1 pseudogene is annotated in these 1,162 nt (G+C 83.6%); it reads left to right on the top strand.

The features are described from left to right. Positions 1-1,075: pseudogene (locus tag EJA20_RS18950) on the top strand (hypothetical protein); the annotation flags it as partial. Positions 1,076-1,162: the final 87 nt, after the last annotated feature.

The following is a 1,162-nucleotide window of genomic DNA, read 5'->3' as shown; positions in this document are numbered from 1 at the left end:
GGCCGGCGCGCGCTCCGCCGACCCGCGGGCGGCGGCGTGGGTGCCCGGCCGGCCGGTGCACCGCGGTCCCGCGTCGACCGCGCCCGTCGACGACGCGCCGGCGGCCGACGCGGCGCACGGACCGGGGGCGACCCCTGCCGCGGTCGCCGACGGGACCTCGGACCCGACCACCGGCCCCACCGCCGCGCCGCCGACCACCACGGAGGGCACGGACGGCAAGGGCGGCACGGACGGCACGGACGGCACGGACGGCACGGACGGCACGGACGGCACGGACGGCACGGACGTCACCCGGTGGCGCGGCCCTCGGCCCCTCGTCGAGGACCCCGGCGCCCACGCGGCCGGGGAGCCGGCGCCCGGCCTCCCGTCCGGTGCCGGGTCCGACCCGACCGACGCGACGCGGTGGCGCGGGGCCCGCGTGCTCGACGAGCCGCGCCCGACGGCACCCGTGCCCCCGTCGCCGGACGGGCCCGCCCCGACCCCGCCCGCCGTCGACGAGGTGACCCGGCTGCGCCCGGCCTGGGCGGGCACGGACGACGCGCCGCGCGACCCGGCAGGGCGCCGCACCGCCGCCGCCGGCACCACCGGCCCCGGCGCGACCGCGACGGCCGGCACCGCCTCGGCCCCGTCGGACGCGCCCCGTCCCGCCGGACGGCGCCGCCGCGCCCTCGTCGCGGGCCTCGCGGCCCTGTCGGGCGGCGGCCTGGTGGCGCTCGTGGCCATCGCGCTCGTGACACCCGCCGCCGGCCCGCCGCCCGACGGCGGGGACGGCACGTTCGCCGTCCCGACGACCGTCGTGCGCGGGGAGGTCGTGCCCGCGCCGGTCGGCCTGACGGGCGAGCGGCTCGTCGACGGGTCCGTCCGGCTGACCTGGTCCGACGCGGGGACGGAGCCCGGCGACTTCTTCCAGTGGGGCGTGGAGCGCGGCACCGGCCCGGTCGCCTTCGCCTCCGTGACGGGAACCTCCGTGCTCGTGCCGGCGGCGGACGCGCCGAGCCCGACGTGCGTCGAGCTCTCCCTCGTGCGCGCGGACCGCCAGGCCTCCGCCGAGCCGGCCCGGACGTGCGTGCCGTGACGCGACGCCCCGACGCCCCGCCGCCCGGCCGGGGGCCGGCCGACCGCGCCCGGGCCGCGCTCGGCGCCCTGGTCGGCCGCGCCGGCG

The organism is Cellulomonas endophytica (genome assembly GCF_004123805.1).
GTDB classification, from domain to species: domain Bacteria; phylum Actinomycetota; class Actinomycetes; order Actinomycetales; family Cellulomonadaceae; genus Cellulomonas; species Cellulomonas endophytica.
The sequence above is the reverse complement of the archived record's forward strand: the minus strand, read 5'-3'. Positions and strand labels throughout refer to the sequence as shown.